General features: G+C 58.0%; 26 protein-coding genes and 1 tRNA gene. 10 read left to right on the top strand and 17 right to left on the bottom strand.

Going from position 1 to position 23,862, the window contains the following annotated elements:
* Nucleotides 1–400 precede the first annotated feature (400 nt).
* From CE636_RS10750 to CE636_RS10770, 5 genes are all read right to left on the bottom strand, one after another.
* Nucleotides 401–700 carry a DUF1889 family protein gene (locus tag CE636_RS10750; RefSeq protein WP_004205347.1) on the bottom strand — a complete coding sequence of 100 codons (300 nt, stop codon included), beginning with the start codon at nucleotides 698–700 and terminating at the stop codon, nucleotides 401–403.
* Nucleotides 701–884: 184 nt separating this feature from the next.
* The gene (locus tag CE636_RS10755; protein ID WP_017899270.1) at nucleotides 885–2,438 is read right to left on the bottom strand and encodes a peptide MFS transporter; all 1,554 of its coding nucleotides are present in this window, start codon (nucleotides 2,436–2,438) and stop codon (nucleotides 885–887) included.
* Nucleotides 2,439–2,909: 471 nt separating this feature from the next.
* Nucleotides 2,910–3,332, bottom strand: coding sequence for a glutaredoxin-dependent arsenate reductase (gene arsC / locus CE636_RS10760; RefSeq protein WP_017899271.1), 423 nt, complete (start codon nucleotides 3,330–3,332; stop codon nucleotides 2,910–2,912).
* A gap of 9 nt (nucleotides 3,333–3,341) precedes the next feature.
* Entirely contained in the window at nucleotides 3,342–4,634 is a 1,293-nt protein-coding gene (locus tag CE636_RS10765) for an arsenic transporter (protein WP_017899272.1), read from the bottom strand.
* 51 nt (nucleotides 4,635–4,685) lie between these two features.
* Nucleotides 4,686–5,015, bottom strand: a complete 330-nt coding sequence (locus CE636_RS10770; RefSeq protein WP_004205342.1) for a metalloregulator ArsR/SmtB family transcription factor — start codon at nucleotides 5,013–5,015, stop codon at nucleotides 4,686–4,688.
* Nucleotides 5,016–5,234: 219 nt separating this feature from the next.
* On the opposite strand from CE636_RS10770, the gene CE636_RS10775 reads away from it, so the two are divergent.
* Together CE636_RS10775 and CE636_RS10780 are read left to right on the top strand one after the other, a co-directional pair.
* Nucleotides 5,235–5,528 carry a YciI family protein gene (locus CE636_RS10775; RefSeq protein ID WP_004205341.1) on the top strand — a complete coding sequence of 98 codons (294 nt, stop codon included), beginning with the start codon at nucleotides 5,235–5,237 and terminating at the stop codon, nucleotides 5,526–5,528.
* 18 nt (nucleotides 5,529–5,546) lie between these two features.
* Entirely contained in the window at nucleotides 5,547–6,119 is a 573-nt protein-coding gene (locus tag CE636_RS10780) for a DUF1349 domain-containing protein (protein WP_004205340.1), read from the top strand.
* Nucleotides 6,120–6,122: 3 nt separating this feature from the next.
* On the opposite strand, the gene CE636_RS10785 is transcribed toward CE636_RS10780, so the two are convergent.
* Together CE636_RS10785 and CE636_RS10790 are read right to left on the bottom strand one after the other, a co-directional pair.
* The gene (locus tag CE636_RS10785; RefSeq protein ID WP_017899808.1) at nucleotides 6,123–6,386 is read right to left on the bottom strand and encodes a hypothetical protein; all 264 of its coding nucleotides are present in this window, start codon (nucleotides 6,384–6,386) and stop codon (nucleotides 6,123–6,125) included.
* A 160-nt stretch (nucleotides 6,387–6,546) separates the two neighbouring features.
* Complete coding sequence (locus tag CE636_RS10790; protein WP_017899807.1) at nucleotides 6,547–7,446, bottom strand: LysR family transcriptional regulator; 900 nt, start codon at nucleotides 7,444–7,446, stop codon at nucleotides 6,547–6,549.
* Between the two features lie 138 nt (nucleotides 7,447–7,584).
* On the opposite strand from CE636_RS10790, the gene CE636_RS10795 reads away from it, so the two are divergent.
* Genes CE636_RS10795 through CE636_RS10810 form a run of 4 tightly spaced genes read left to right on the top strand, consistent with a single transcriptional unit; the run spans nucleotide 7,585 to nucleotide 10,335 of the window.
* On the top strand, nucleotides 7,585–7,893 hold the full coding sequence (locus CE636_RS10795) for a hypothetical protein (protein WP_017899806.1): 309 nt from the start codon (nucleotides 7,585–7,587) through the stop codon (nucleotides 7,891–7,893).
* Between the two features lie 2 nt (nucleotides 7,894–7,895).
* A complete protein-coding gene (locus CE636_RS10800) occupies nucleotides 7,896–8,459 on the top strand; it encodes an NAD(P)H-dependent oxidoreductase (protein WP_017899805.1) in 564 nt (187 codons plus the stop codon).
* Between the two features lie 20 nt (nucleotides 8,460–8,479).
* On the top strand, nucleotides 8,480–9,499 hold the full coding sequence (locus CE636_RS10805; RefSeq protein ID WP_017899804.1) for an aldo/keto reductase: 1,020 nt from the start codon (nucleotides 8,480–8,482) through the stop codon (nucleotides 9,497–9,499).
* Nucleotides 9,500–9,531: 32 nt separating this feature from the next.
* Complete coding sequence (locus CE636_RS10810; protein ID WP_004205332.1) at nucleotides 9,532–10,335, top strand: carboxymuconolactone decarboxylase family protein; 804 nt, start codon at nucleotides 9,532–9,534, stop codon at nucleotides 10,333–10,335.
* Between the two features lie 247 nt (nucleotides 10,336–10,582).
* On the opposite strand, the gene CE636_RS10815 is transcribed toward CE636_RS10810, so the two are convergent.
* Nucleotides 10,583–11,500, bottom strand: coding sequence for a LysR family transcriptional regulator (locus CE636_RS10815; RefSeq protein ID WP_017899803.1), 918 nt, complete (start codon nucleotides 11,498–11,500; stop codon nucleotides 10,583–10,585).
* Between the two features lie 129 nt (nucleotides 11,501–11,629).
* Between CE636_RS10815 and CE636_RS10820 the strand changes: the two genes are divergently transcribed.
* Nucleotides 11,630–13,018 carry an MFS transporter gene (locus tag CE636_RS10820; protein WP_017899802.1) on the top strand — a complete coding sequence of 463 codons (1,389 nt, stop codon included), beginning with the start codon at nucleotides 11,630–11,632 and terminating at the stop codon, nucleotides 13,016–13,018.
* A gap of 167 nt (nucleotides 13,019–13,185) precedes the next feature.
* On the opposite strand, the gene CE636_RS10825 is transcribed toward CE636_RS10820, so the two are convergent.
* Together CE636_RS10825 and actS are read right to left on the bottom strand one after the other, a co-directional pair.
* Nucleotides 13,186–13,259 (bottom strand) — tRNA-Gly (locus CE636_RS10825).
* A gap of 80 nt (nucleotides 13,260–13,339) precedes the next feature.
* The gene (gene actS, locus CE636_RS10830) at nucleotides 13,340–14,053 is read right to left on the bottom strand and encodes an amidase activator ActS (RefSeq protein WP_017899801.1); all 714 of its coding nucleotides are present in this window, start codon (nucleotides 14,051–14,053) and stop codon (nucleotides 13,340–13,342) included.
* Between the two features lie 313 nt (nucleotides 14,054–14,366).
* On the opposite strand from actS, the gene idi reads away from it, so the two are divergent.
* The gene (gene idi / locus CE636_RS10835) at nucleotides 14,367–14,921 is read left to right on the top strand and encodes an isopentenyl-diphosphate Delta-isomerase (RefSeq protein WP_004205328.1); all 555 of its coding nucleotides are present in this window, start codon (nucleotides 14,367–14,369) and stop codon (nucleotides 14,919–14,921) included.
* A 246-nt stretch (nucleotides 14,922–15,167) separates the two neighbouring features.
* Here idi and lysS read toward each other — a convergent pair whose 3' ends face one another.
* The 5 genes from lysS to xerD all read right to left on the bottom strand — a co-directional run bounded on the left by lysS (nucleotide 15,168) and on the right by xerD (nucleotide 21,250).
* Nucleotides 15,168–16,685, bottom strand: a complete 1,518-nt coding sequence (gene lysS / locus CE636_RS10840) for a lysine--tRNA ligase (RefSeq protein WP_017899800.1) — start codon at nucleotides 16,683–16,685, stop codon at nucleotides 15,168–15,170.
* A 9-nt stretch (nucleotides 16,686–16,694) separates the two neighbouring features.
* Nucleotides 16,695–17,793 (bottom strand): peptide chain release factor 2 gene (gene prfB / locus CE636_RS10845; protein ID WP_095858446.1). Its coding sequence is split into 2 segments (ribosomal slippage): nucleotides 16,695–17,717 and nucleotides 17,719–17,793, totalling 1,098 coding nucleotides; the frame shifts between segments, so codons are not numbered across the junction.
* Nucleotides 17,794–17,878: 85 nt separating this feature from the next.
* The gene (gene recJ, locus CE636_RS10850; protein WP_017899799.1) at nucleotides 17,879–19,612 is read right to left on the bottom strand and encodes a single-stranded-DNA-specific exonuclease RecJ; all 1,734 of its coding nucleotides are present in this window, start codon (nucleotides 19,610–19,612) and stop codon (nucleotides 17,879–17,881) included.
* Nucleotides 19,613–19,617: 5 nt separating this feature from the next.
* Nucleotides 19,618–20,331 carry a bifunctional protein-disulfide isomerase/oxidoreductase DsbC gene (dsbC, locus tag CE636_RS10855; protein ID WP_002916301.1) on the bottom strand — a complete coding sequence of 238 codons (714 nt, stop codon included), beginning with the start codon at nucleotides 20,329–20,331 and terminating at the stop codon, nucleotides 19,618–19,620.
* A 22-nt stretch (nucleotides 20,332–20,353) separates the two neighbouring features.
* Nucleotides 20,354–21,250 (bottom strand): site-specific tyrosine recombinase XerD, encoded by an 897-nt coding sequence (gene xerD / locus CE636_RS10860; RefSeq protein ID WP_004144729.1) that lies wholly within the window; start codon nucleotides 21,248–21,250, stop codon nucleotides 20,354–20,356.
* A gap of 100 nt (nucleotides 21,251–21,350) precedes the next feature.
* On the opposite strand from xerD, the gene fldB reads away from it, so the two are divergent.
* The gene (gene fldB, locus CE636_RS10865) at nucleotides 21,351–21,872 is read left to right on the top strand and encodes a flavodoxin FldB (protein WP_004205324.1); all 522 of its coding nucleotides are present in this window, start codon (nucleotides 21,351–21,353) and stop codon (nucleotides 21,870–21,872) included.
* Between the two features lie 6 nt (nucleotides 21,873–21,878).
* Here the strand turns inward: fldB and CE636_RS10870 are convergent, their stop codons facing one another.
* On the bottom strand, nucleotides 21,879–22,289 hold the full coding sequence (locus CE636_RS10870; protein ID WP_004205323.1) for a protein YgfX: 411 nt from the start codon (nucleotides 22,287–22,289) through the stop codon (nucleotides 21,879–21,881).
* On the bottom strand, nucleotides 22,270–22,536 hold the full coding sequence (gene sdhE / locus CE636_RS10875) for an FAD assembly factor SdhE (RefSeq protein ID WP_002916312.1): 267 nt from the start codon (nucleotides 22,534–22,536) through the stop codon (nucleotides 22,270–22,272). The genes CE636_RS10870 and sdhE overlap by 20 nt, the downstream gene beginning before the upstream one ends.
* A gap of 245 nt (nucleotides 22,537–22,781) precedes the next feature.
* Between sdhE and ygfZ the strand changes: the two genes are divergently transcribed.
* The gene (gene ygfZ / locus CE636_RS10880) at nucleotides 22,782–23,765 is read left to right on the top strand and encodes a tRNA-modifying protein YgfZ (RefSeq protein WP_017899798.1); all 984 of its coding nucleotides are present in this window, start codon (nucleotides 22,782–22,784) and stop codon (nucleotides 23,763–23,765) included.
* Nucleotides 23,766–23,862: the final 97 nt, after the last annotated feature.

Raw genomic sequence — 23,862 nt, forward strand, 5'->3', positions numbered from 1 at the left:
GGCATTCAAACTGCAGCCAAAGGGCAATCTTCAGGGATTGCCCGGCGGCACTGCGCTTGCGCGGGCCTACAGCCAACCGCATAACGGTTTGATATTGCTGCCTTTCGTAGGCCGGGTAAGGCGAAGCCGCCACCCGGCAGAAATGCGGGCACAATAACCAAACAGGTTTGTCATCAGCCACCGGGCAATCTTCAGGGATTGCCCGGCGGCGCTGCGCTTGCGCGGGCCTACAGCCAACCGCATAACGGTTTGATATTGCTGCCTTTCGTAGGCCGGGTAAGGCGAAGCCGCCACCCGGCAGAAATGCGGGCACAATAACCAAACAGGTTTGTCATCAGCAAGAATGCCTTCCCGGATGGGGAAGGCATTTAACAGAAGACGCGGGATTGATGCGCGGCGATTACACCAGGGCGCGCAGCTCTTCGCGCATGTAGGTGGAAAAGAATTCCGGATGCTTAATCACCAGCCGTTCGCCGGCGGCGACCCGTTCAGCCCACTCCGCCACTTTGTCGGTAAACCCGGCGCTCCAGCCCTGCTGCTGACCGCGCTCAGCGACATCGGCCGGGCTGGCTGGCACGCCCAGTTCTTTCAAATATTTGAGAATTCCCTTCGCGGTACTTTCATCCATAGACTGTGGTACTGGCTCAGACGTATTCATACCACCAATGAAATCCAATGCTTTATCAATGACTGCTGGCATAGGTGTGTCCTTATATTAACCACATAGTAAACCTGACTACACTATGGACCGGAAAGCGACGTGATTTCAAAGAACACGCTCACGTTATGGGACATCGCGCATTCAGAAAAGGGGATTTTGCACAGCTGAGGCGGGGGTTGGACAAAAAACAAGCCGGTCCCGGGGGACCGGCCTGGGGATCGCGTCAGGCGTTGCTGACGGATTTTTGCGCGGCGCTGGACTGACTGTTCTCCAGCATACGGCGGACCGGGACAATCAGCACGGCCAGTACGGCGGCGCAGATCAGCAGCGCGATAGAGCAGCGGGCAAAGAGGTCCGGCAGCAGCGACAGCTGATCGGCCTTCACATGACCGCCAATCAGCCCCGCCGCCAGGTTACCCAGCGCGCTGGCGCAGAACCACAGCCCCATCATCTGGCCGCGCATTCTCTCCGGCGCCAGCAGGGTCATGGTCGCCAGACCAATCGGGCTCAGGCACAGTTCGCCGAGCGTCAGCATCAGGATGCTGCCCACCAGCCACAGCGGCGACACACCGGCCCCGCCGTTGTTCAGGACGTTCTGCGCCGCCAGCATCATCAGGCCAAAGCCCGCCGCTGCGCACAGGATGCCAATGACGAATTTGGTCATACTGCCCGGACGGACGTTTTTGCGCGCCAGCGCTGGCCACGCCCAGCTGAAGACCGGCGCAAGCAGAATGATAAACAAGGCGTTAATCGACTGGAACCAGACCGCGGGGATTTCAAAATCGCCGATCATCCGGTTGGTGTAGTCGTTAGCAAACAGGTTGAAGGAGGTCGGTTTCTGTTCAAACGCGGACCAGAAAAAGGCCGCCGAGACCAGCAAAATAAAGCATACCAGCAGGCGCGCCCGCTCTTTACGGCTCAGGCCGGCGAAGACGAACAGCCAGATGAAATAGAGCGCCACGGAGGCGGCAATCACATAGACCAGCACGCTGGCCACCGCCACCGGGTTAATCACGATCGTGCCCAGGCTAATGAGCGTGACCAGCACCGCCACTCCCAGGGCCAGCGCCAGCAGCCACGCCCCAACGCCATTCTTTTTCGCCACCGGGCTGTTCCAGGTGGAATCGAGGCCAACCTCCGCGTCATAGCGCTTCATCGACGGTACGGCAAAGACACGGAAAATGATCAATGCCACCAGCATCCCGATCCCCCCGATGCCGAAGCCCCAGTGCCAGCCATGGGATTTAATCAGCCAGCCGGAGATTAACGGCGCGATAAACGAGCCGATGTTGATCCCCATGTAGAACAGCGAAAAACCACCGTCGCGGCGCGCGTCGCCTTTTTTATACAGGGTACCGACCATCACCGAGATACAGGTTTTAAACAACCCGGAACCGAGGACGATAAACATCAGGCCGATAAAGAACAGGTCGTTGCCCAGCCATGCCGACAGGGCGATCGACAGGTGCCCGAGGGCGATAAGAATCGAGCCGTACCAGACGGCGCGCTGCTGGCCTAGCCAGTTATCCGCCAGCCAGCCGCCCGGCAGCGCGGCCAGATACATACTGCCGGCAAAAATCCCGACGATCGCCGAGGCGTTCTCCCGCGCCAGCCCCATCCCGCCGTCGTAAACCGTCGCCGCCATAAACAGGATCAGTAAGGGACGGATCCCGTAAAACGAGAAACGCTCCCACATTTCAGTGAAGAAAAGGGAGCCCAGCGGATAAGGATGGCCGAAAAAGGTACGGCTTTCGTTTTTATTAACAGAGGAATGCATAAATTCTCCAGAAAAGGTGCGCCGTAGCGCAAGTTAACCGTATAAAGCGGGCTGACGATTTATAATTTGTTTGTCTTAACATCAGATACGAGTATTTTTAACCATTTGATAACCATGCAGTGGTTTTGTCCAGCCCCTTACCGCTCCTTTTTAGATGAAAAGTCGACAAACATCTAGTTTTATAGATTTAATGTTCGCAAAAACGTAAACGGCGTTGACATTATACCATTGTGCAGAATACATAATTTTATTTATTAAAAACAGTAAGTTGATTGATTAACAAAGGACAAAAACCGTCGGTGCGGACAGGGCGTATAACGACAGCAAAAGTAAGGGAAACGGGCCGGAGGAGGCAGAAATAGCGCTAAGGGAGAATATTGTTAAGCCATCCAGGTGCTACCCCCGGAGAGCCAACCGTGCGGCAGGATTTACAAGGCTTGCCGGCTGCTATAGCCGGCGCCATTTTGCGCGCTATTTCACACGCTGCCCCGCCCGATCAATGACCCGCTCACCGTCTTCCTTCACGAAGGCGCCTTTTTGCGGCGCCGGCAGGATCTCCAGCACCACCTCTGACGGGCGACAGAGTCGAGTGCCCCGCGGCGTCACCACGATCGGGCGGTTAATCAGGATCGGATGCTGGAGCATAAAGTCGATTAACTGGTCATCTGTAAACCGGTCTTCCGCCAGGCCCAGCGCATCGTAGGGTTCGACGTTTTGCCGCAGCAGCGCCCGCACCGGGATCGCCATCGCGGCGATCAGCTGACGCAGCTCATCGCGCGACGGCGGCGTCTCCAGATAATAGATAATGGTGGGCTCAGCGCCGCTGTTGCGGATCAGCGCCAGGGTATTACGCGAGGTACCGCAGTCAGGGTTATGGTAAATGGTGATGCTCATAGTACGTTCTCATGGCTGGTTGAAAGAGAGACGCAGCGCCAGCGCGGCCAGCGTCACAAGCAGCACCGGCAGGGTCATGATGATGCCGCAGCGGAAATAATAACCCCAACCGATGGTGATGTGCTTCTGCGCCAGCACATGCAGCCAGAGCAGCGTGGCCAGGCTCCCAATCGGCGTGATTTTCGGCCCCAGATCGCAGCCGATGACGTTGGCATATATCATGGCCTCTTTGATCGTCCCTGTTGCCGCACTGCCATCAATCGACAGGGCGCCGACCAGTACGCTGGGCATATTATTCATGATTGAAGAGAGGAAGGCCGACAGGATACCGGTGCCCAGCGTCGCGGCCCACAGCCCGCGCTCCGCCAGCATGTTCAGCACCGTGGTCAGATAATCCGTTAATCCGGCGTTTCGCAGGCCATACACCACCAGATACATCCCCAGCGAGAAGATCACAATCTGCCATGGGGCGCCGCGCAGCACCTTGCCGGTGTTAATCACTCGCCCGCGCTTCGCGACAGCAAACAGGATCCCCGCTCCCGGCGCCGCGATGGCGCTGACCGGGATCCCCAGCGGGTCAAGAACGAAAAAGCCGACCAGCAACATCAGCAGCACGCCCCAGCCGGTACGGAACGTCGCCGGATCTTTTATCGCCGTGGCCGGCGCTTTCAGTAACGCCATATCCCAGGCGGGTGGGATATCCTTGCGAAAGAACAGGTGCAGCATCGCCAGGGTGGAGAGGATTGCCGCGAGATCGACCGGCACCATCACCGAAGCGTACTCCCTGAAGCCAATGGCAAAGAAATCTGCCGACACGATATTCACTAAATTCGACACCACCAGCGGCAGGCTGGCGGTATCGGCAATAAACCCGGCTGCCATGACAAAGGCCAGCATCGTTCCCTTACTGAACCCCAGCGCCCGCAGCATGGCAATCACGATGGGCGTGAGGATCAGCGCCGCGCCGTCGTTGGCAAACAGCGCCGCCACCGCCGCGCCGAGAAGGATAATCCAGGTAAACAGCAGACGACCCCGCCCTCTTCCCCAGCGGGAAACGTGTAGCGCGGCCCATTCAAAAAAGCCGGACTCGTCGAGCAGCAGGCTGATAATGATCACGGCGATAAACGTGGCGGTGGCATTCCAGACGATATGCCACACCACCGGGATATCGGCTATCTGTACGCCACCGGTGACCAGCGCCAGCGCCGCGCCAAAGGCCGCGCTCCAGCCGATCCCTAAACCCCGCGGCTGCCAGATCACCAGCACCAGGGTCAGGACAAAAATCGCACCTGCCAGCAACATCGTTCCTCCACCAATCACATTCGAAAAATCATATATGATAAGATAAATTTTTTACCGACAACCTGGCCCGTCGGTCAGTCTGCTGATCATCAGCCGCACATCGTCCTGCTGACTTAGCCAGGCCTGCTCAATCACCTGCGCCGCCCAGGCCGGCATCTGCGGAGAGAGGCGATAATGGACCCACTTACCCTGTTTTCGATCCCGCAGCAGCCCACTCTCCCGCAGCATTGCCAGATGGCGGGAGATCTTGGGCTGGGACTGGGCGAGCGCCGTACAGAGATCGCACACGCACAGCTCTCCCCGCGCCTTGAGCAACAGCACGATCCCCAGCCGGGTTTCATCGGCGAGGTTTTTGAACAGTTGCAGGGGTAATAAAGACATGGTTTCTCCTCAAGCGTGACGGACAGCATACGGGACCACGATTAAAGATCAATATACATTCGAAAATACATATATGTTTTTTTCACAGCTGCGATAAATCTCCCTGCAGTTGCAACACGCGCCTCCTGCTCAATAGCACGCAAAAATGCCGCGCTTTCTTTTATCCATCATTGAAATGTGTCAGGCTGAAGATCCCATCGGATTGACAGGGTTTTCAGGATGAGTACGATTTATGTGGTTGTTTTAACGTATATAAAACCGCTCGAAGAGATTGACAACGCGATCCCCGCCCACGTCGAATGGCTCAAAAAATGCTATGCTGACGGCCTCTTTCTCGCCTCCGGCCGCCGTATTCCTCGTACCGGCGGGGTGATTCTGGCGAAATGCGACAGCCGGGAAATTCTGGAATCGCGTCTGGGTCAGGATCCCTTCCAGCAGCTGGGCCTCGCCCATACGGAGATTATTCCCTTTGAGGCCAGCATGGCGTCGCCCGCGCTGCAGTCGCTGTTATAAGCCTGTTCCGGAGGAAAAATGCAGCCATCCTTTCACTGGATTAATGAACCTGCCGAGTGGCACCGCGATGCCGACGGCCTGACGGTGGTCACCGATAAGCATACCGACTTCTGGCGCCATACCTGGTATGGCTTCGAACGCTTCTCCGGCCATCTTTATGCCGCTGAGGTGGAGGGCGATTTTACCCTGCAGGCAAAAATCTGTGCGGATTTCACCACGCTTTACGACCAGGCCGGGCTGATGATGATGGCAGACGAGCAGACCTGGCTGAAGGCGGGGATTGAGTTTAATGACGATGCCCCGGCCATCGGCAGCGTGCTGACGTTAACCCACTCTGACTGGGCCACCGGGCTTTTCCCCGGCGACCCGCGCACTTTCTGGCTACGGCTGACCCGCAAAGGCGATGCGTTAAGGCTGCAGTATTCGACCGACGGCGAGCGCTGGCCGCTGCTGCGTCTCGGCTACTTTCCGCCAGGCCCGGTAAAAGCCGGCGTCATGTGCTGCTCACCGGAGCGCGGCGGACTGGCGGTTGCATTTCGGGATATTCAGCTTTCCCCGCCGCTGGACAAAGCGCTGCACGATCTGAGCTGAACGCTAGCGGGAAGACCCGACTTTCTCTGCATCCTGAGGGCCAGGATTGCAGGGTTCGCGGGTGCCGGGCAGGTAAAAATGGCCGTGCTTATCGGGATCGGTGCCGCCCGGGCACCCTGCCCTGCCCGAGGAGTTATCGCTACTGCCGCCGTCCGAACCGTTGCCGCCGTCGGCGCCCGATATTACCGACTGGCCGTGATGGCCATGCGCTGCAGTGGCTGAAAACGCCACCAGCGCGAACACACAGACCATTAAGCGTCTGCCCATTGCTGCCTCTCCCTTATTGAAATTCCCCGCCCATCGCGTTGACGATGGGATAAGCCGTTGCACCGCGATAAAAAACCGCTTTATCCGCAGGGAGTATAGGGTTAAGACAGAGGGAAAGACAGGGCCGGTGTCTTCAGACATTTCGCACGCAAAATAGCCTTTATGCCGCAGTATGCGCTATCAGAAAATCAATCAGGGCTTTCACCCTTTTCGTTTTACCCGCGTTTTTCGGGTAATAGAGATAAACCGGCGGATAGGTTTTCCAGTAGTCCTCCATCACCGGTAGAAACTGTTCACGATCGGGCTGTAGCCGCCAGATAGGTTCAAACAAGCGGCCAATCCCCAATCCATGGCGGATACCGTCTGCCATGACGTCAATATCATTGCTGATTAACTGCCCCGGCATCTCCACGGTGAGTTGCTCGCCGTGGTCATTGAGGATCAGCGGCAGGATGCGGTGGTTGGTAATAAAGCGATAGCCAATCAGCCGGTGATGGCTGAGATCGGCGGGCGACTCAGGCACGCCATATTCGGCCAGATAGGTTGAGGAGGCATATAACCCTTCGCGAAACGGTTTCATTAACGGGCGGGCGACCACCCCGCCTTCGAGAATATCGCCAAAGCGGATCCCAAGGTCGAATCGTTCTTCAATGATATTGACGGTACCGTCATAGACCGATATTTCCAGCTGGATCCCCGGGTATTGCTGACAGAAAGCCGCCATCGCCGGTTTAAGAATAAGCAGGTAGGCAAAGCGCGAGAGCGTAATTCTCACCGCCCCGGAGGGTTCCCGATTCTGATCGCGGAGGCTCTCCAGCGATGTTTCCAGGACCTCGACCGCCGCAGCGGTTTGCTCCAGCAGCTGTTGGCCAGTTTCCGTCAGCTCGATTCGCCGGGTGGTACGCACAAAAAGCGGATGACCGATATGCTCCTCCAGCAACTTGAGGGCATTGCTAACAGACGGCGGCGTGATTTCTAATTTCCTCGCCGCGGCCGAGATATTGCCTTCGCGCGCAATGCTCTGAAAGATGCGTATTTGATTATAAAGGGCGTTATTCATAGCATCTCCTTGCGACAGTCTCGCCTGATTATTAAGTACAGGCTAAATATTCTTAAGTCAATGACCGCCTAATCTTCACTCCCTGTGGCTCGTATACTTTTGTCTCTTCCCGCTGATAACGACTTTCCGGAGACAACGATGCGAATTTTATGTCTGGATATCCCCGCGCCCGGCGCAACGCTGGAACACTATGCGCCGCACCTTACCGCGGAAGCCCTCCATGCCTGGGGCCTGTATAAATCTGGCTTTATCCGCGACATCTATTTCCGTCAGGACCGACCCGGCGTCGCTATTTTCCTCGAGTGCGACACCGTGGAAGAGGCGAATAACATCATGGCCGAATTTCCACTGGCGAAGGCGGGTTTATTAACCTTCGAGTGTATTCCACTCGGCTCGTTTATTAACTGGGAAAACCTCTTCTCTGCCGAATTTAAACCTCAGGAGTAACGATGAGAAAGCCTCATATCCTTATCGTTTCCGGGCATCCGGATCTTAACCATTCCATCGCCAACGCCACCATCCTCGATGAGCTGGCGACCGCCCTGCCTGATGCGGAAATCCGTCGTCTGGACTGGCTCTATCCGGACGGCAAATTCAACATCGCCGCAGAGCAGGAAAGCCTGCTGCAGGCGGATGTGATTGTCTGGCAGTTTCCCTTTAGCTGGTATGGGCTGCCCGGGTTAATGAAACAGTGGCTGGACGAGGTCTTTGTCCACGGCTTCGCCCATGGCTCAACGGCGAAACTGGGTGGTAAAAAGCTGATCCTCTCCTTCACCACGGGAGCGCCACAGACGCTCTATACCGCTGACGGTTTCTTTGGCCATGCCATTGAGGAGTATCTCCTTCCCTTCGAGACCACGGCCAGGCTGTGCAATCTTGAGCTGCTGGCGCCGGTTTATACCTGCGGCATTAGCTACGCCGACCGGGATGCCGACAAAATCGCTCAGCAAAAAACGCGTGCCCGGGAACACGCGGCCACACTGATCGCACGGCTTAAAACTCTGGTGGAATAACCCAAAGGGAGAAAATAAAGATGCAGTATACCCGGCTCGGGAAGAGTGACTTACTGGTCTCCCGCATCTGCATGGGATGTATGGGGTTTGGCGATCCGTCAACGGGCCAGCATCGCTGGACGCTGGACGAAACAGCCAGCAGGGAGATCATCCGCTACGCGCTGGAACAGGGCATCAATTTTTACGATACCGCCATCGCCTATCAGAACGGCTCCAGCGAACGGTACGTTGGCCGGGCGCTGCGGGAGATGGCAAAACGCGAGGATGTGGTGCTGGCCACCAAGTTTCTGCCACGAACCGCTGCCCAGATTGCCGGGGGGATCAGCGGAAAACAGGCGATCACCCGCTCGCTTGACCAGAGTCTGCGAAACCTCGGGATGGACTACATCGACCTCTACATTTACCACATTTGGGATTACAACACCCCGGTTATCGACGTGCTGGAGGCGCTGCATGCCGCTGTCGCCGCCGGCAAGGTGCGCGCGATTGGCATTTCCAATTGTTATGCCTGGCAGCTGGCGAAGGCGAACGCCCTTGCCGAACGCGAAGGGCTGACGTCCTTTGTTTCTGTGCAGAGCCACTACAACCTGATTATGCGTGAAGACGAACGAGAGCTGTTCGGGCTGTGCGCGGAAGATAATATCGCGATGACTCCCTATAGCGCACTGGCCAGCGGCCGTCTCGCCCGCTTAGAAGGCCACACGCGGCGAGCGGTGGAAGATGATTATGCCCGGGGCAAATACGACCGCACGGCAGAGCAGGATCGGAGCATTATTGCCCGCGTCGCCGAACTTGCCGAACGGCATCAGGTCTCCATGACCGAAATTTCGCTGGCCTGGCTGCTGACTAAAGTCACCGCCCCGGTGGTCGGCGCCACGCAAAAGCATCATGTTGACGGCGCGGTCAACGCTGTAGCCCTTCAACTGAGCCCGGAAGAAATCCGCTATCTGGAAGAAGCCTATCAGCCGCACTTCCTCACCGGCGTGATGGCGCAAAACACGCCGCAAACAAAAGACCATCCTCAGGTGTGGACGCGCTAACGATCCGCCCTGTGGATCGGAAAGGAGCAAATATGAAAAACGTGATTGCCGCGGCAGCCTTGTCGCTTGTGCTGTCTGATTTTGCTTATGCCAACGAACAAAGAGATGAAGCTATGATGAAAATTACCCCTTCTACCCTTACGGACGCTGATATTCAAGCGGTGTCGCCGGCGCTGGCGCGCTTCGGCCGCGAGGCCATCAGCAACGACCTCTGGCAACGTGACGCCCTGTCCGCCCGCGACCGTAGCATCGTGACCATGGCGATGCTGATTGCCCGCAACCAGCCAGGCGAGCTGAAGCACTATATTGCCGTCGCGCTCGATAGCGGCGTGACGCCAGCGGAAGTGTCAGAGATCATTACTCACCTCGCCTTCTACGCTGGCTGGCCCAATGCGATGTCAGCCGTCAGCGTCGCTAAAGCCATCTTTGAAGCCAGGGGCGTGACGGCAGAGTCCCTCCCCGCCGCCTCGCCGACGCTGCTGCCCCTCAATGAACAGGTAGAGAAACAGCGTGCAGACACCGTCGAAAAAAATGTCGGCCCCATTTCACCTGGCCTGGTTAAATTTACCGCCGACCCGCTGTTTCTCGACCTCTGGCAACGGCCCGCGCTAACGCCCCGCGACAGAAGCCTGGTGACGGTCAGCGCGTTAATCGCCGCCGGACAGAGCGCGCAGATTGGCTACCACCTAAACAGAGCCATGGATAATGGGCTTTCGGCTGAAGAGGCCGGAGAAGTGGTTGCCCAGGCGGCGTTCTACGCGGGATGGCCAAATGCGTTTACCGCTGCTCCTGTGGTCGGTGAGGTATTGCGATCGCGCGAGAGCAAAACTGAATAAAAAAGAATAAAGGACAGGGAAGCTGTCCTTTATTCGTCGTTAATTGTTAATTTAAAGGTACCACGAGGGTTTTCGATTAGGTCTCACGGAATGAACATAAACGGTCTATCGAAGTATGGAGACTTCGATCGTGAGTCTGTTCAGATCGCTCATTGAGAAAATTTCCGTTCCGTATGCCGTCATGAGTCTCATCCTTTGAAAGCAGCGATCGCTGTGGCGAGACTGTAGCGCGGACATGTCTATTTGGTCAGGTCATGACTGACCTCCCCCCACCGCATATCGCAAGAATTTGCTTTCTCAGCCAGCGGTGACCGGGGTCGCGTTCCATCCTTGGGTGCCACATCTGCGATACCGTAATACGACGGCTTTTGAACGGCAGCTCGAAAACGTGTACCTGGTCCGTTACCTGCTGATTGAGTAAATAGAGTGCGGGTATCATGGCGATAAGATCCGATTCCAGCGCCACGGACAGTGCTGTCGGAAATCCCGGTACGACGCTCGCAATTTTACGTTTTGTCCCCAGTTCGGCCAGCGCATCGTCAACGGATCCGTGCAACGCGCCCTCGGGTGACGCTACCACATGGCCCCAGGCGACATAATCACTCACGCCTATTTCTGCCTGCTTAGCCAACGGGTGCCCTTTACGCACGACGCCAACAAACCGATCCTCAAACAGTCGTTGCAGCCGTATTTCTGGCCCCATATTACTCTGAACGCCAATCTCCAGATCAACCAGCCCTTCCCGAAGATAGCGCGACGTTTTTTCCGGCTTAGGCGCGAAGCGTATACAGACGTCAGGCGCGGCGTCGGCAACCGCTGCGATGAGCGCAGGCCCAAACGCCACCACAAAACCATCGTTTGCCCTGATGGTAAAAAGACGCGCCAGACTTCGCGCGCAGAACGTTTCCGTTGAGGGCTGCAATACTGCCCTGGCCTCGTGCACTGCACGCCTGGCGCGATCCCGGGTCGCTTCGGCCCACGGGGTCAGTACCATGTTACGCCCGGCGCGCACCAGAATCGGGTCTCCTGTGACATCGCGTAATCTGCTTAATGTTCGGCTCATGGCCGAGGTGCTGAGGTTCAGACGACGTGCCGCACCTGCGACACTCGCTTCACTCAGCAATATGTCGAGAGCTACCAGCAAATTAAAATCGGGATCAGACATTACCCTTTCTCCCAGCACATTAAGATAAGGCGTTTGATGCAACAATAAAGTGAAAATAGTGCGCCTTCCGCCTGGTAAAAGCCATCTTTATAGTTTTGTCATCCATACACTCTTCTCAGAGGACAAATGATGACGCTCTTTTCCAGCCAACCCGGCGACGAAGGACTGCCTGGCCCGGCGCGCGCACGGGTGATGGCCGCAATCATGACCACCACCTTAATGGGCGTGTTTGATGGCACCATGATCAACATTGCCCTGCCCTCAATGGCTCAGGAGATGCAGGTACCTGCCGGTATTGCCGTCTGGTTCGCCAACGGGTATCTGCTGGCGGCTGCGATGACGCTGGCGATATTCGCGGCGCTTGCGGCCCGTCTGGGTTATCGCCCTGTATTTCTGGCGGGCCTGACGACCTTTACCCTGACATCACTGGGTTGCGCGCTGGCGAATAAGCCCGAAGTGCTTATCGGTATGCGCGTGCTTCAGGGGATCGGCGGCGCGGCAACGCTGAGTATTGCCCCCGCAATACTCAGGTCCGTATTTCCCGGACGATTACTTGGCCGCATTCTGGGGTACCATGCCCTGCTCATTGCCTCCAGCTCCGCTATCGGCCCGGTATTGGGTGGTACGATCCTTCACACCCTGAGCTGGCAATGGCTGTTTGCGATAAACGTTCTTCCCGGCACCCTAGCCTTACTGCTGGCGGTCAGAGCGCTGCCGCGGGATGCGATCCGTATGCAGGCGCCCTTCGACACCCTGGGCGCCATATTGTCGGCGCTGCTGTTGGGTTCAACGATCATGGCGGCGAACAGCCTACAGAACGCCACTTATCAATTCGGCAGCCTTTGCTGGATGGCTCTCGCTGCGCTGAGCGGCATGGCTTTTATCTGGCAAATCCGCCGCACGGGTCATCCCTTACTGCCGCCGACCATGTTTAAAAATGAACGTTTTACCCTCGCGGCCTTCACGTCGATGATTGCTTTTGTCAGCCAGGGGATCACCTTTATTGCGCTACCCTTCCTGTTTCAGAGCGAATACGGCTACAGTCCGGTAGTGTCTGCCCTGCTGTTTACGCCGTGGCCATTAGGGATCGTGGTGATTGCGCCGCATGCAGGCCGTTGGGCGGACACGATATCAGCCCCGGCGATATCCACTCTGGGGCTGGTGATATTTGTCGTCGGTTTGATCCTGCTGGCGACGTTACCCGCCAGCCCTTCAATGTGGGATATCTGCCTGCGAAGTCTGGTGTGCGGAATAGGGTTTGGCTGCTTTCAGAGTCCCAATAACCGGGAAATGCTCTCAAACGTTATTCGTGAGCACGCGAGTTATGCGTCCGGTGTTTTATCCATTATGCGCACTTTCGGGCAGTGCCTGGGAGCCGCCGCTGTAGGCGTTCTGCTGGCAGCAGATGAAAGGGCAATTCATGTTGCGCTGTGGAGCGCCGCCGCGGCCTCTGCGGTATCGGTCGTCGTCAGCGCGAGCCGGTTGCGTAAAATCACTCATCCTGCGGAAACAGGATAAGTGCGAAAATATCACTAAACGCTACGACTCCAGCGCCAGCAGCGCAAAACGCCGATCCGGCAACCAAAGTGGAGTCCTCCGTCGGAGTTCAATAGACTAACAGAAAGCTATAACCGCTTATTTTTCAAGGGAAAATTGAGTTGGGTAGACTTCAGGAGACTTGAAATTGGAGCGGGCGAAGGGAATCGAACCCTCGTATAGAGCTTGGGAAGCTCTCGTTCTACCATTGAACTACGCCCGCGAAGAGGTGCGAGAAGCATTATAGCCCTTACGCACCCTGTGACAAGCCTGCCGGATGCTGACTGGCGATAAAATAACCTTTTAGCACTTAGGTTTACTTCCCTGCGGCGGCAGGTAACGCAGCGGATCGATGGCCGTCGCCCGGTAGCGGATCTGGAAATGCAGCCGCACTGAGTCGGCATCCGTACTGCCCATGGTGGCAATTTGCTGGCCGGCCTTCACGCTCTGGCCATTATTCACCATTAGCTTATCGTTGTGGGCATAGGCGGTGATGTAATCCTCGCTGTGCTTAATCATGATCAGATTGCCATAGCCGCGCAGCTGATTGCCGACGTAGACCACCTTGCCCGCCCCGGCGGCATACACCGGCTGACCGCGGGTTCCGGCGATATCAATGCCTTTATTGCCGCCATCGGCGGTGGAATAAGGCAGGACCACTTTGCCGCTGGTCGGCCAGCGCCAGCAGCGCTGTCCCACCGGCGGCCAGGAGGACTGAGGTACTGCGGACGAAGGCGTGACCGCCGCGGTGCGCGTAGAGGAAGATTTTTTCTTCGTTGTCTTCGTTGAACTGCTGCCGTTAAGCTTCAGCTTCTGCCCCACCTCAATGGTGTAAGGCGGGGAGATGTTATTCAGGCGGGCCAGATCGCGAACGCTGGTGCCGGTGGTGCGGGAGATGCCATACAGGGTATCGCCGCGTTTAACGGTGTAGGTCGTACCGGAATCGGAGGTGCTGGAGCAGCCAGCCAGCGCCAGGCTTACCACCAGCATCAGTGTCATATAAACGCGTTTCATCATCAGGCATCCTGCACTTAACACAACCACTTACCTCGCAATCAGGGCGAATATCATACCAGTCCGCGGCGCAGGGCGTCATCCCTGATGGCGAAACCAATCCCCCCAGCCATCGAATACGGCCCGTGACGAACAGTGATTGCTGTTGGTGCCGCACGTCATGGTGGTCTTCCCCAACATGCGGGTGGCCGCTCACAGAGCCGCCTCCAGGGCTTGTTTTGGTAATGCCTTTCTGCCATTTATGGGCTAACCTAGTGGCCTGAGTACATGACCCGGCGGGTTTGTGCCGGGTCTTTATTTATTTTCAGGAGTCGTCATGGCCGGGGAACACGTCATTTTACTGGATGAGCAGGATCAGCCTGCCGGTATGCTGGAGAAGTATGCCGCCCATACGCTTGATACCCCTTTACATCTCGCGTTTTCCTGCTGGCTGTTTAACCAGCAGGGTCAGTTGCTGGTCACTCGTCGTTCGTTGGGCAAAAAAGCCTGGCCCGGGGTATGGACCAACTCGGTCTGCGGACACCCCCAGCAGGGCGAGACCTTCGAGCAGGCCGTCACGCGCCGCTGCCGCTTCGAACTCGGCGTGGAGATCGCCGATATCGCGCCGGTTCACCCGGCCTTCCGCTACCGGGCGGTCGCCCCAAACGGTATCGTTGAGAACGAAGTATGCCCGGTGTATGCCGCGCGCGTGGTGAGCGAAGTGCAGCCTAATGACGATGAAGTCATGGATTATCAGTGGGTTGACCTGGCAACGATGTTAAGCGCGCTGGCCGCCACGCCCTGGGCGTTTAGCCCGTGGATGGTGCTGGAAGCGGAAAATCGGGACGCCCGCCAGGCGCTGACCGACTTTGTTGCGCGTCTGCGCGGGTAAGCTGACTCGTCTCGCTGCCGCCACCACCCGGCGTAAAAAGCGGCGCCATAACGGTCATCGTTGCCTGGCGGCGCTACGCTTGCACAGGCCTACGGTTCTGCGCTGTTGCGTAGCCCGGATAAGGCGTTTACGCCGCCATCCGGGAGCCCCCGGCCTGCGCTGAGTCGGGTTACGCCAGCCTTCAGACCTCACGTCAGACATAAAAAAACCCGGCAAGCCGGGTTTTTTGCAATGCACAAGACGCGATTATTTCTGCGGACGCATTGCCGGGAAGAGGATCACGTCGCGGATGGTGTGGCTGTTAGTGAACAGCATCACCATGCGGTCGATACCAATACCCAGACCGGCGGTCGGCGGCAGGCCGTGCTCCAGCGCGGTCACGTAGTCTTCATCGTAGAACATTGCTTCGTCGTCGCCTGCGGCTTTCGCATCAACCTGATCCTGGAAGCGCTGCGCCTGGTCTTCGGCGTCGTTCAGCTCGCTAAAGCCGTTACCGATCTCACGGCCGCCAATGAAGAATTCAAAGCGGTCGGTGATTTCCGGGTTGACGTCGTTACGGCGCGCCAGCGGAGAAACTTCCGCCGGGTATTCGGTGATGAAGGTTGGCTGGATCAGGTGCGCTTCCGCCACTTCTTCGAAGATCTCGGTCACGATACGGCCCAGACCCCAGCTCTTCTCCACTTTGATGCCGATAGACTCAGCGATCGCTTTCGCGGAATCGAAGTTATCCAGATCCGCCATCTCGGTTTCCGGACGGTATTTCTTGATCGCTTCGCGCATGGTCAGTTTTTCAAACGGCTTGCCGAAGTCGAACACCTGGTCGCCGTAAGGCACTTCAGTGTTGCCGAGGATGTCCTGCGCCAGGGTGCGGAACAGGGATTCGGTCAGCTCAATCAGATCTTTGTAATCCGCATAAGCCATGTAGAGTTCCATCATGGTGAACTCTGGGTTATGACGAACGGAGATCCCTTCGTTACGGAAGTTACGGTTGATCTCGAAGACGCGTTCGAAGCCGCCCACCACCAGACGCTTGAGGTACAGTTCCGGCGCGATACGCAGGTACATGTCCAGATCCAGCGCGTTATGATGGGTGATGAACGGACGCGCGGAAGCGCCGCCCGGGATCACCTGCATCATCGGGGTTTCCACTTCCATAAAGCCGCGGCCAACCATGAACTGACGGATGCCCGCCAGGATCTGCGAACGCACTTTGAAGGTCTTGCGCGATTCATCGTTGGAGATCAGGTCGAGGTAACGCTGACGATAGCGCGCTTCCTGATCCTGCAGGCCATGGAACTTGTCCGGTAACGGGCGCAGGGCTTTGGTCAGCAGACGCAGCTCGGTGCAGTGGATAGACAACTCACCGGTTTTGGTCTTGAACAGCTTACCGCGGGCGGCAATGATGTCGCCGAGGTCCCATTTTTTGAACTGGTCGTTGTAAACGCCTTCCGCCAGATCGTCACGCGCCACGTACAGCTGGATGCGGCCGCCAACGTCCTGCAGGGTGACGAAGGACGCTTTACCCATGATACGACGGGTCATCATGCGGCCAGCCACGGCCACTTCAATGTTCAGCGCTTCCAGCTCTTCGTTTTCTTTGCCATCGAAGTCAGCGTGCAGTTGGTCAGAGGTATGGTCACGACGGAAATCGTTCGGGAAAGCGACGCCCTGCTCACGCAGCGCAGCCAGCTTCTCGCGACGGGTTTTCAGTTCATTATTAAGGTCAATTGCCGCGTCAGCGCCCTGTGCTTGTTGTTCAGACATGTTGGTTCCTCATAACCCTGCTTTCAAACTTGCTTCGATAAATTGGTCCAGGCTGCCGTCGAGCACCGCCTGAGTGTTGCGGGTTTCCACCCCGGTACGCAGATCTTTAATACGCGAGTCATCCAACACGTAAGAGCGGATCTGGCTGCCCCAGCCAATATCGGACTTGTTGTCTTCCATCGCCTGCTTCTCGGCATTTTTCTTCTGCATCTCCAGCTCATAAAGCTTCGCTTTCATCTGCTTCATGGCCTGGTCTTTGTTTTTGTGCTGCGAACGGTCGTTCTGGCACTGCGTTACCAACCCGGTCGGGATGTGGGTAATACGCACCGCGGATTCTGTACGGTTAACGTGCTGCCCACCGGCGCCGGAGGCGCGGTATACGTCAATGCGCAGGTCGGCCGGGTTAATTTCGATATCGATATCGTCTTCGACTTCCGGGTAAACGAACGCGGAGCTGAAGGAGGTATGACGGCGGCCGCCGGAATCGAACGGGCTCTTACGCACCAGACGATGAACGCCGGTTTCGGTACGCAGCCAGCCGTAGGCGTAATCACCAATGATCTTGATGGTCACGGATTTAATCCCTGCGACTTCACCTTCGGATTCTTCGATGATTTCGGTCTTAAAGCCGCGCGCTTCCGCCCAGCGCAGGTACATGCGCATCAGCATGCTGGCCCAGTCCTGGGCTTCGGTGCCGCCGGAACCGGCCTGAATATCAAGGTAGCAATCGGCGCTGTCGTATTCGCCGGAGAACATGCGGCGGAACTCAAGCTGCGCCAGCTTCTCTTCCAGCGTATCCAGCTCGGCGACGGCTTCGTTGAAGGTCTCTTCGTCGTCCGCTTCCACGGCCAGATCCAGCAGGCCGGCAACGTCTTCCAGCCCCTGGGACATCTGATCCAGGGTATCTACGATGGCTTCCAGGGAAGAACGCTCTTTACCCAGCGCCTGAGCGCGTTCAGGTTCGTTCCAGACGTCCGGCTGTTCCAGCTCGGCGTTTACTTCTTCGAGACGCTCTTTCTTGGCATCGTAGTCAAAGATACCCCCTAAGAACGTCGGAGCGCTCCGTGAGGTCCTGAATGCGGTTTTTTACCGGATTTATTTCAAACATGGTCGGTTTCTTTTAATGGATTTGTCAAAATGCGGTGATAAGAGCGGAATTCTACCGGATTCGCGCCCTTATTCATACACTGTTGTCAATTTGGCCAGAGGTGATCGATGATCAGCTGCAGGCTGCGGTTGCCGCGGAACTCATTGATGTCGAGCTTGTAGGCTAACTGGACTTCGCGCACGCCGTTGTCGGGCCAGATGGAAGTATCCACGTTGAAGGCGATACCGTCCAGCAGGGGGCCGCCGTCAACTGGCTCGACCATCACCTTCAGGTGACGCTCGCCCACTAGCCGCTGCTGCAGCAGACGGAAACGGCCGTCAAAGAGTGGTTCCGGGAACATCTGTCCCCACGGCCCGGCGTCGCGCAGCATCTGCGCTACTTCCATGCTCATCTCCGCCGCCGTCAGCGGGCCGTCGGAGACCACCTCGCCCTGCAACAGCGCGGGATCCAGCCACTCGGTCACCAGCTCGCCGAAGCGCTGCTGAAACTCCTCAAAGCGCGCCTCTTCCAGCGATAATCCTGCCGCCATCGCGTGGCCGCCGAACTTCAGGATCAGCCCCGGATAGAGCGTATCAAGGCGCTCCAGCGCATCGCGCATATGCAGCCCCTGAATGGAGCGGCCGGAGCCTTTCAGCGTGCCGTCGCCGGTGGGCGCAAAGGCGATCACCGGCCGGTGGAAACGTTCCTTAATTCGCGAGGCGAGGATGCCGACCACCCCCTGGTGCCACTGCGGATGGTACATCGCCAGCCCGCCGGGCAGGGTGTCGCTACTGCGTTCCAGCTGTTGACACAGGGTTAACGCTTCCGCCTGCATCCCCTGCTCGATCTCTTTGCGCGTCTGGTTGAGCGCGTCAAGCTCGTTGGCTAACACGCGCGCTTCGCCGATGTTATCGCACAGCAGCAGCGCGACGCCGACCGACATGTCGTCCAGCCGTCCCGCCGCGTTCAGGCGCGGCCCGAGGGCGAAACCGAGGTCGCTGGCCGCCAGCTTTTGCGGATCGCGGTTGGCAATCTCCAGCAGCGCCTTAATGCCGGGCCGGCACTTGCCGGCGCGAATGCGGCTTAACCCCTGCCAGGTGAGAATACGGTTGTTAGCATCCAGCGGCACGACGTCGGCAACGGTGCCAAGCGCCACCAAATCCAGCAGCTCGGCAAGGTTCGGCGCGGCGATGCCGCGGGCGTTGAACCAGCCGTTATCACGCAGAAAGGTGCGCAGCGCCAGCATCAGATAGAACGCCACCCCCACCCCGGCCAGCGATTTCGATGGGAAGTCGCAATCGCGCAGGTTAGGGTTAACGATGGCCTCCGCCGCCGGCAGCGTCTCCCCCGGCAGGTGGTGATCGGTCACCAGCACCGGGATCCCCAAGGCATGGGCATGATCGACGCCGGCATGGGACGAGATCCCATTGTCGACGGTCATGATCATCTGCGCGCCGCGGGCGTGAGCCTGATCGACCACTTCCGGGCTTAAGCCGTAGCCGTCTTCAAAACGGTTCGGCACCAGGTAGGAGACGTTGCCGTAGCCCAGCGCGCGCAGGGCCAGCACGCTGAGCGCGGTGCTGGTGGCGCCGTCGGCGTCAAAATCGCCGACCACGACAATGTGCAGCCCTTTCTGGAATGCGTCGTGCAGCATCCCGACCGCTTTTTCAACGCCGGTGAGCTGTGTCCAGGGGAGCATGCCTTTGACGCTGCGCTCCAGCTCCTGGGCGCTGCGCACCCCGCGGCTGGCATACAGCCGCTGCAGCAGCGGCGGCAGATCGGCGGGTAAATCGACGCCGTCAACCGCCTCGCGGCGGCGTAGTTGTATCTGTTGTTTCACGCGAATCAGTTACCGCTTGTCTGTTTTTTATGCTCGTCGAGGAACGCCTTCAGCTCTTTCGGCCCCTGATAGCCCGGCAGCACCATGCCGTTGCTGAGGACCATCGCCGGGGTGCCGTTGACGCCCATCTGCACGCCGAGGGTGTAATGTTTGGCGATATCCACGCTGCAGCTCGCCGGCTGCACGCCCTTGCCGTTCATGGCGTCATCCAGCGCTTTGTTGCGATCTTTCGCGCACCAGATGGCCTTCATGTCCTGCTCCGCCTGGCTCTGCAGCCCCTGGCGCGGGAAGGCCAGGTAGCGCACGGTGATCCCCAGCGCGTTGTAGTCGCTCATTTGCTCATGCAGCTTGTGGCAATAACCGCAGGTGATGTCGGTGAAGACGGTAATGACGTGCTGCTCCTTCGGCGCTTTGTAGACAATCATTTCGTTGCTCAGCGCGTTCAGCTTCCCCAGCAGCAGCTGGTTAGTGACGTTGACCGGCTGCGCGCCGCTCACGTCGTACATCGGCCCCTGGATGATGTGCTTGCCATCGTCGGTGACATACAGCACGCCGCTGTCGGTCAGCACCGTGCTCATCCCGGAAACCGGCGACGGTTGAATATCGGTGCTCTGTACACCCAGCTTCGCCAGCGACTGTTTAATTGCCGCGCTATCGGCATGCGCCGCCCCGGAAAGGGAAGCCGCCAGCAGGGTGAACATCAATAAACCTTTTTTCATACTCAGTCCTTTTATTCAGCACTCACGCCCGCGGGTGGTGCTGTTGATGAAGTTGTCGCAGACGCTCGGTCGCCACGTGGGTGTAAATCTGCGTGGTGGAGAGATCGCTGTGTCCTAACAGCATCTGCACCACACGCAGGTCGGCGCCATGATTGAGCAAATGCGTGGCGAACGCATGGCGCAACACGTGCGGGGAGAGCTTTTCGCTGTCGATCCCCGCCAGCACGGCATAGTGTTTAATCCGGTGCCAGAAGGTCTGGCGCGTCATCTGCTGGGCGCGCTGACTGGGAAATAAGACATCCGACGCCACGCCGTTCAGCAGCCAGGGGCGACCATACTCGAGGTAATTTTCCACCCACAGTACCGCCTCTTCCCCCAGCGGCACCAGCCGCTCTTTGTTGCCTTTCCCCACCACCCGCAGCACGCCCTGTCGCAGGCTGATGTCGCTCATCGTCAGCCCCACCAGCTCCGAAACGCGCAGGCCGGTGGCATACAGCACCTCCAGCATCGCTTTATCGCGCAATTCCAGCGGCTGCTCCACCAGCGGGGCCTGCAGCAGACGCTCAACCTGCGCCTCACTGAGATCCTTCGGCAGCCGCTGCGGCAGCTTTGGCGAGGCCAGCAGCGCGCTGGGGTCGTCCGGGCGAATTTTTTCCCGGTACAGATGCTGGAAGAAGCGACGCACAGCGCTCAGCAGGCGCGCGGTGCTGGTGGCTTTATAGCCGCCGGACTGCCGCTCGGCCAGCAGCGCCTGCAGGTCGTCGCTGCCGACGCTTGCCAGCGACAGACCGCGATGGTGCAGCCACTCCACGAGCATCGTCAAATCACGACGATAGGCGCTGAGCGTATTCTCCGCCAGGTTGCGCTCCAGCCAAAGGGCATCGAGAAACTGTTCGATTAGTGCCAGATCCTGTTTCACATCGGCCTCTTTGTTCGTTAAACGCTCTCATTATGCCTTAAGAGGACGCCTTTCTGGTACACTGCCCGCCATTCACGGCAAGAATCGAGATGTTTACGCGATGAATATAGGTCTGTTTTACGGCTCCAGTACCTGCTATACCGAAATGGCCGCGGAGAAAATCCGCGATATCATCGGCCCCGAGCTGGTGACGCTGCACAATCTGAAAGATGACTCCCCCGCGCTGATGAGCCAGTACGACGTACTGATCCTCGGCATCCCGACCTGGGATTTCGGCGAAATTCAGGAAGACTGGGAAGCGGTCTGGGACCAGCTGGACACCCTGGACCTGGAGGGCAAAATCGTCGCGCTCTACGGCATGGGCGATCAGTTGGGCTACGGCGAATGGTTCCTTGACGCGCTGGGCATGCTGCATGACAAGCTGGCGACCAAAGGCGTGAAGTTTGTCGGCTACTGGCCAACTGAAGGCTATGAGTTCACCAGCCCGAAACCGGTGATCGCGGATGGCCAACTGTTCGTTGGCCTGGCGCTGGATGAAACCAACCAGTACGACCTGAGCGACGAGCGCATCCAGAGCTGGTGCGAGCAGATCCTCGGCGAAATGGCCGAACACTTTTCCTGACGCGGCTTACTCCTGCGCCGGTTTTTGCAGCACCAGCCGGCGCAGATCGCGCCACTCTCCGGCGTCCATGCTGTCCGCCGCCAGCCAAAGATGCTGTCCGCGCCGGGTATCGACATGGCGCAAACGCAGCAGCATACCGCTATTGATAACCCATGGCGTCCCGAGGATCTCCCAGTCGGCGTTTTGCCAGCGCAGCCGGGAATCGGTGAGCAGTTTTATCTCCCCGCGACGGGCATGGATCCGTCGCTGGCTGCGCACACAGTCAAAGACCACCAGCGACAGCAGCAGCAGCCAGATCGGGGTGTAGCTTAACGGCCAGGGAACCAGCAGCACCAGCGCCGCCACAACGCCGTGGAGCAGCAGAGAAAACCACTGCGCGCGCCAGGAGATACGGAGATCAGATTGCCACAGGACCACGTTCCCGATTCCGTGTCTGAATTAAGGTTACCATCCGCTGCAGCTCCGCATCGGCCGGTTTGCCATGGTTCATCAGCCAGTTGAATAGATCCGGATCGTCATTTTCCAGCAGGCGAATGAACAGCTGTTTGTCAGCGTCGCTGAGGGTATCGTACTCATACTCAAAGAACGGCATGATGGAGATGTCGAGTTCGCGCATCCCGCGGCGGCATGCCCAGTGGATACGAGCTTTATTGTTAATGTCCATGTTGACCTTCCAGCAGCAAAATATTGGTTAGTTTAACCCGTTTTCTGCCGTAACTTTACAGGAATATCGCTGAATGCGAGCATCCTTCCATAAAAACCATAAAATAATGATGGGCTTATTGTTTTCCCACGCCGGGCCTTCACCAAACGTCAGCGCACAAATGGCCTGTTGAAAGCACTTGCAATGCACTATAGCTCTTTTACCATTGGTCACACACACTGCGTTAAGCGATTCAGGATATGACTATGGCTTTTACACCTTTTCCTCCGCGTCAGCCTTCCTCTTCCGCTCGTCTGCCGTTAACGCTGATGACCCTGGATGACTGGGCGCTGGCGACGATTAGCGGGCCAGACAGCGAAAAATACCTGCAGGGGCAGATTACCGCCGATGTGAGCAGTCTCACCGATGCTCAGCATCTGCTTGCCGCCCACTGTGACGCCAAAGGCAAGATGTGGAGCAACCTGCGCGTATTCCGTCGCGACGGCGGCTTCGCGTGGATTGAACGCCGCAGCCTGCGCGACGCGCAGCTGACCGAGCTGAAAAAATATGCCGTCTTCTCCAAAGTCACCATCGCCGCCAACGACGATCTGGTTCTGCTGGGGGTGGCCGGCTTCCAGGCGCGCGCCGCGCTGGCGCCGCTGTTCGCCGCTCTGCCCGACGCCGCCACTCCGGTGGTCAGCGAAGGCGCCACCAGCCTGCTGTGGTTTGAGCACCCGGGCGAGCGCTTCCTGCTGGTGACCGATGTCGACACCGCCAACCGCGTCACCGACGCGTTGCGCGGCGAAGCGCAGCTCAACAACAGCCAGCAGTGGCTGGCGCTGAATATTGAAGCCGGTCTGCCGGTTATCGACAGCGCCAACAGCGGGCAGTTCATTCCGCAGGCCACCAACCTGCAGGCGCTGGGCGGCATCAGCTTCAAAAAAGGCTGCTACACCGGTCAGGAGATGGTGGCGCGGGCGAAATTCCGCGGCGCCAATAAGCGCGCGCTGTGGACGCTGTCAGGTACCGCCAGCCGGGTGCCGGAAGCCGGGGAAGACCTGGAGCTGAAGATGGGCGACAACTGGCGCCGCACCGGTACGGTGCTGGCAGCCGTACAGTTGGATGACGGAAGCCTGATGGTCCAGGTAGTGATGAATAATGACATGGAACCGGACAGCGTGTTCCGCGTGCGCGACGATGCCGGCAGTCTGAGCATCAAACCATTGCCGTATTCGCTGGAAGAAGATTAAGGAAAAGTTCCCGGCTTGCGGCGCTTGCGCCTTAGCCGGGCTACCCGGCCGCAGAGTATCGTAGCCACGGTAAGCGCAGCGCCACCGTGGGATGTTT

Origin of the sequence: Klebsiella sp. LY (assembly GCF_004010915.1) — a bacterium.
Lineage (GTDB): Bacteria > Pseudomonadota > Gammaproteobacteria > Enterobacterales > Enterobacteriaceae > Klebsiella > Klebsiella quasipneumoniae.

Bases quoted from the DNA above. Each gene is read 5' to 3' on its own strand.
- CE636_RS10770 (WP_004205342.1), bottom strand. From the start codon at position 5,015: ATGTCTTTATTACCCCTGCAACTGTTCAAAAACCTCGCCGATGAAACC.
- CE636_RS10820 (WP_017899802.1), top strand. From the start codon at position 11,630: ATGACGCTCTTTTCCAGCCAACCCGGCGACGAAGGACTGCCTGGCCCG.
- CE636_RS10755 (WP_017899270.1), bottom strand. From the start codon at position 2,438: ATGCATTCCTCTGTTAATAAAAACGAAAGCCGTACCTTTTTCGGCCAT.
- dsbC (WP_002916301.1), bottom strand. From the start codon at position 20,331: ATGAAAAAAGGTTTATTGATGTTCACCCTGCTGGCGGCTTCCCTTTCC.
- sdhE (WP_002916312.1), bottom strand. From the start codon at position 22,536: ATGGACATTAACAATAAAGCTCGTATCCACTGGGCATGCCGCCGCGGG.
- ygfZ (WP_017899798.1), top strand. From the start codon at position 22,782: ATGGCTTTTACACCTTTTCCTCCGCGTCAGCCTTCCTCTTCCGCTCGT.
- CE636_RS10765 (WP_017899272.1), bottom strand. From the start codon at position 4,634: ATGTTGCTGGCAGGTGCGATTTTTGTCCTGACCCTGGTGCTGGTGATC.
- CE636_RS10805 (WP_017899804.1), top strand. From the start codon at position 8,480: ATGCAGTATACCCGGCTCGGGAAGAGTGACTTACTGGTCTCCCGCATC.
- idi (WP_004205328.1), top strand. From the start codon at position 14,367: ATGGCCGGGGAACACGTCATTTTACTGGATGAGCAGGATCAGCCTGCC.
- CE636_RS10780 (WP_004205340.1), top strand. From the start codon at position 5,547: ATGCAGCCATCCTTTCACTGGATTAATGAACCTGCCGAGTGGCACCGC.
- CE636_RS10785 (WP_017899808.1), bottom strand. From the start codon at position 6,386: ATGGGCAGACGCTTAATGGTCTGTGTGTTCGCGCTGGTGGCGTTTTCA.
- CE636_RS10795 (WP_017899806.1), top strand. From the start codon at position 7,585: ATGCGAATTTTATGTCTGGATATCCCCGCGCCCGGCGCAACGCTGGAA.
- CE636_RS10800 (WP_017899805.1), top strand. From the start codon at position 7,896: ATGAGAAAGCCTCATATCCTTATCGTTTCCGGGCATCCGGATCTTAAC.
- CE636_RS10775 (WP_004205341.1), top strand. From the start codon at position 5,235: ATGAGTACGATTTATGTGGTTGTTTTAACGTATATAAAACCGCTCGAA.
- CE636_RS10750 (WP_004205347.1), bottom strand. From the start codon at position 700: ATGCCAGCAGTCATTGATAAAGCATTGGATTTCATTGGTGGTATGAAT.
- fldB (WP_004205324.1), top strand. From the start codon at position 21,351: ATGAATATAGGTCTGTTTTACGGCTCCAGTACCTGCTATACCGAAATG.
- CE636_RS10790 (WP_017899807.1), bottom strand. From the start codon at position 7,446: ATGAATAACGCCCTTTATAATCAAATACGCATCTTTCAGAGCATTGCG.
- lysS (WP_017899800.1), bottom strand. From the start codon at position 16,685: ATGTCTGAACAACAAGCACAGGGCGCTGACGCGGCAATTGACCTTAAT.
- arsC (WP_017899271.1), bottom strand. From the start codon at position 3,332: ATGAGCATCACCATTTACCATAACCCTGACTGCGGTACCTCGCGTAAT.
- actS (WP_017899801.1), bottom strand. From the start codon at position 14,053: ATGATGAAACGCGTTTATATGACACTGATGCTGGTGGTAAGCCTGGCG.
- CE636_RS10815 (WP_017899803.1), bottom strand. From the start codon at position 11,500: ATGTCTGATCCCGATTTTAATTTGCTGGTAGCTCTCGACATATTGCTG.
- CE636_RS10810 (WP_004205332.1), top strand. From the start codon at position 9,532: ATGAAAAACGTGATTGCCGCGGCAGCCTTGTCGCTTGTGCTGTCTGAT.